Annotated in this window: 4 protein-coding genes; all 4 read right to left on the bottom strand. The window is 55.9% G+C overall.

What is annotated here, in order from left to right; all coding sequences use genetic code 11:
- Window positions 1-14 precede the first annotated feature (14 nt).
- Window positions 15-1,130, bottom strand: a complete 1,116-nt coding sequence (locus PHC90_13155; GenBank protein MDD3847290.1) for a PilT/PilU family type 4a pilus ATPase — start codon at window positions 1,128-1,130, stop codon at window positions 15-17.
- Window positions 1,131-1,133: 3 nt separating this feature from the next.
- Window positions 1,134-2,168 (bottom strand): type IV pilus twitching motility protein PilT, encoded by a 1,035-nt coding sequence (locus PHC90_13150; GenBank protein ID MDD3847289.1) that lies wholly within the window; start codon window positions 2,166-2,168, stop codon window positions 1,134-1,136.
- A gap of 12 nt (window positions 2,169-2,180) precedes the next feature.
- Window positions 2,181-2,699, bottom strand: a complete 519-nt coding sequence (scpB, locus tag PHC90_13145; protein MDD3847288.1) for an SMC-Scp complex subunit ScpB — start codon at window positions 2,697-2,699, stop codon at window positions 2,181-2,183.
- Window positions 2,690-3,602, bottom strand: a 913-nt coding sequence (miaA, locus tag PHC90_13140) for a tRNA (adenosine(37)-N6)-dimethylallyltransferase MiaA (GenBank protein ID MDD3847287.1), incomplete at its 5' end; no start/stop codon positions are given. The genes miaA and scpB, both read right to left, overlap by 10 nt.

Raw genomic sequence — 3,602 nt, 5'->3', positions numbered from 1 at the left:
GGTTCCAACCGTCTTTACAGCTTCAGCTTCAACCCCCCATCTTTCTTATCCGCCTCGTCCTCGGGCTTCATCTCAGCCATCTTTATCTTCAGCCGCACGTCGTTGGGACTGTCGGCATAGGCGATGGCGTTGTTAAGATCGATGAGACCGGCCTGGTACATATCGAAGATGTGCTGGTCGAAGGTCTGCATCCCTTCAAAGTAGGATTCCGCCATGGTCTCTTTCAAAAGGGTGATCTCGCCCTTGAGGATGAGGTCCTTTACCCTCGGGCTATCGAGGAGTATCTCGATCGCCGCGGCCCGCTTGCCCTCCACCGTGGGAATGAGCCTCTGGGATACGATGGCCCGCATATTGAGGGAAAGCTGCATGTATATCTGGAGATGGCGTTCGATGGGAAAGAAGTTGAGTATTCTCTCGATGGCCTGGTTGGCGTTATTGGCATGGAGGGTGGCAAGACAGAGATGACCCGTTTCGGCAAAGGTTATGGCATCCTCCATCGTCTCGGCGTCCCTGATCTCGCCGATGAGAATCACGTCGGGAGCCTGCCGCAGGGTGTTCTTGAGGGCATTGTAAAAGCTCAGAGTGTCAAAACCCACCTCCCTCTGGGTAACGACACTCATTTTGTGCTGGTGAACAAACTCAACGGGGTCCTCGATGGTAATGATATGGCCGGGCTGATTGGAATTGCGGTAGTCGATGAGGGCTGCCAGCGTCGTCGACTTGCCGCTGCCCGTGGCACCGACAACAAGCACAAGGCCGCGCTTGGACATGCATATGTCCTTCATGGCGGCAGGCAATCCCCAGTCATCGATGGTCTTGATGATAAGCTTGATCTGGCGTATCACGATGCCGATAAAGCTTTTCTGCCGGAAGATGTTCACCCTGAACCTGCCGTATTCGGGCTGGAAGATGGCCAGGTTCATCTCCATCTCTTCCTCGAATATCTTCTGCTGGCGCTCGTTCATAAGGGCGTAGGCAAAATTCTTCGTATCTTCGGCAGTGAGAGGTCTGTCGCCGTGGAGAGAAACGACACCTTCAATACGGAACGCAGGAGCCACACCCACGGTAAAATAGATGTCCGACGCATCCCTCTCGACCATGTACTTCAGGTACTCGTTGATGATGTCCATGGATCACCTCATTGAGTTGCTCAGGTAAAACGAGACTTCGTCCCTGGTAACAAGGTTCTTCGCAATGAGCTCGTTGCATGCCGCTTCCATGGTCTGCATCCCGAGGCCCTTGCTCGTTTGGATCATGGAGGGTATCTGGGCGATCTTGTTTTCCCTGATAAGGTTCCTGATGGCCGGGGTGGCGATCATCACCTCGAAAGCGGCAACCCTTCCCTTCCCGTCACGCCTCTTGAAAAGGGCCTGCGAGATCACGGCCTGAAGGGAACCGGAGAGCATGGAGCGCACCTGGTTCTGCTGCCCCGCGGGAAAGACATCGATGACCCTGTCCACCGTGTCCGGGGCCGAACTGGTATGCAAGGTCGCGAAAACAAGGTGACCCGTTTCCGCCGCCGTCAGGGCAAGCTGGATCGTCTCCAGGTCCCTCATTTCGCCGACGAGGATCGTGTCGGGGTCTTCACGCAGGGCGCTGCGCAGGGCGCTGGCAAAACTCTTGGTATGCGGGCCCAGTTCGCGCTGATTGAGAAGACATTTCTTGGAGGTATGGAGAAACTCTATGGGATCCTCAATGGTGAGGATGTGTTCCTTTACGGTATCGTTGATGAAGTCGATTATGGCAGCCAGCGTCGTCGATTTGCCGCTGCCCGTCGGTCCCGTGATGAGGACAAGGCCCTTTTCCAACCCGGCGATATCCTTGAAGACGCGGGGCAGACTGAGTTCATCGAAGGTGGGTATCTTGCTGGGAATGGTCCTGAAGACGGCCGATTCGCCGCGATGCTGCTTGAAGACGTTGACCCTGAAGCGGGCGAGATCGCCCAGACCGAAGGAGAAGTCCAGTTCCAGGTGCTCCTCAAAGACCTTCCTCTGGAAATCGCTCAGTATGTCGTAGATCATGTTGTGCACGTCCTCTTTGTCAAGAGCCGGCAGATCGACCTTTGTCATTTCGCCGTGTATCCTGATGACAGGAGGCTCCCCCGCGCTGATGTGCAGATCCGATCCCCCGCTCTCGATCGCAAAGCGCAGCAATTCCGATATGTCCATGGTGGTGTCCTCCTATCCTTCGAGTGATTCGATCTCTTTATATGTCGGCAGGTCTTCAAGGCCCTTTAGCCCGTAGACCTCCAGAAACCTCTGCGTGGTCCTGAACACCATGCGCTTTCCCGCGTCGCCGTTGCGACCGGCGATCTCGACAAGCCTTCTTTCCAGGAGGTGTTTGATGGCCCGGGCCGAATCGACTCCGCGCACGACGTCGATCTCCTTTTTTGTGACGGGCTGTTTATAGGCAATGATGGAAAGGGTCTCGAGCATCGGCCGTGAGAGGCCCACGTCTTTTTCCCGAACAAAACGTTTGACGTAATCGCGGTAGGCCAATTTCGTCCTCATCTGGAAACCGCCGGCCACTTCGGCTATCTCGACGGACCGCTGGGGATCGGAATATTCCTCTATAAGCGTGCGAAAGGCCTCCTCTATCTCTTCAAGGGGGAATTCCTCAAGCCGTTTCGCGACCTGTTTCGCCGTCACAGGTCTCGACGCCGAGAAAAGGACAGCCTCTATTATGTTCTTCAGTTCCATCTATCCACGCACCCCGACATCGTCCCGATGATCCTGTCCAGCTCCTGCGGGTGTTCAAACCATTGCATGCCTTTTTCTTTTCTAAACCAGGTAAACTGCCTTTTTGCATAGTTTCGGGTATTTTTCTGTATATCTTTTACCATATCTTCATATTCAATGGAACCACTAAGATAACGGAGGACCTCGCGGTATCCGATGCTTGAAAACGGCTTCGACTCCCTGGCATAGCCCCGCGCCAGAATTGATCTTACCTCATCCACGAGACCCCGGGAGAGCATATCCAGCACCCTTTCGTCGATCCTCCGGTAGAGTTCTTCGCGCGGCGCCGCAAGGCCGATGCTGCAGATATCGTACCTGGCCTCCCGGAAGCCGTGGTCTTTTTCAAGCTCGGAGACCGGTTTTCCTCCCAGGAGGTAGATCTCCATCGCCCGGACCGCCCTTACGCGGTCGCGGAAACTGATCCTCAGGGCATATACGGGGTCAATGGCCTTAAGTCTCTCGTAAAAAGCGATGGGGTCCCCGGCGTATTCGGCGGTAAGGCGCTCGCGAAGGGCGCCGTCCTTCGCCGCGGGAAAAAGGCCGTAGAAAAGGGCCCTCAGATAGAGACCCGTCCCGCCTACGATGATGGGCACCCTGCCCCTGCCGTTGATGTCTGATATGGCCCTGTCGGCCTCGTCCTGGAAAAAAGCGGCATTGAACTCCTCATCGGGGTCCACCATGTCGATGAGATGATGGGGAACGCTCTCGCGGGCGGCAGCCGAAGGCTTCGCCGTCCCTATGTCGAAATAGCGGTACACCTGCATGGAATCGCCATTGACGATCTCGCCTCCAAGGTGTCTCGCCGCTGCGACGGCAAGGTCCGATTTGCCCGTGCACGTCGGTCCGCCTATGGCAACGACCTTG

This window comes from Syntrophorhabdaceae bacterium, from assembly GCA_028698615.1.
Taxonomy (GTDB): domain Bacteria; phylum Desulfobacterota; class Syntrophorhabdia; order Syntrophorhabdales; family Syntrophorhabdaceae; genus Delta-02.
Note: the sequence above shows the minus strand (reverse complement) of the source record. Positions and strands in the feature narration are given on the sequence as shown.

What these genes read in the sequence shown, in the direction of transcription:
- PHC90_13155 (MDD3847290.1), bottom strand. Translation starts at nt 1,130, where the DNA reads ATGGACATCATCAACGAGTACCTGAAGTACATGGTCGAGAGGGATGCG.
- PHC90_13150 (MDD3847289.1), bottom strand. Translation starts at nt 2,168, where the DNA reads ATGGACATATCGGAATTGCTGCGCTTTGCGATCGAGAGCGGGGGATCG.
- scpB (MDD3847288.1), bottom strand. Translation starts at nt 2,699, where the DNA reads ATGGAACTGAAGAACATAATAGAGGCTGTCCTTTTCTCGGCGTCGAGA.